The 203-nt window shown below is 55.2% G+C and carries 1 protein-coding gene; it reads left to right on the top strand.

The features are described 5' to 3' along the window. On the top strand, window positions 1–203 hold a 203-nt coding region (locus HMPREF2943_RS12545; RefSeq protein WP_168166192.1), incomplete at both ends, for a YPDG domain-containing protein.

The raw sequence follows: 203 nt of genomic DNA, 5'->3' as shown, positions 1-203 counted from the left end.
AGTTGGTTGTTCCGGGTGAGGAGACGAAGTCGTCGCCGACCTTCACTGATAAGGACGGTAAGGACGCGAAGGCTCCTGAGGGTTCGAAGTTTAAGATCACTGATGGCTTCACTGCTCCTGAGGGCTACGTCGTTGAAATCGACGAGAACACCGGTGAGATCACGGTGACGTTCCCGGATGGCTCCAAGCTGAACAAGGACACC

This window comes from Corynebacterium sp. HMSC072D12 (genome assembly GCF_001813925.1).
Taxonomy (GTDB): Bacteria; Actinomycetota; Actinomycetes; order Mycobacteriales; family Mycobacteriaceae; genus Corynebacterium; species Corynebacterium aurimucosum.
The sequence above is the reverse complement of the archived record's forward strand: the minus strand, read 5'-3'. Positions and strand labels throughout refer to the sequence as shown.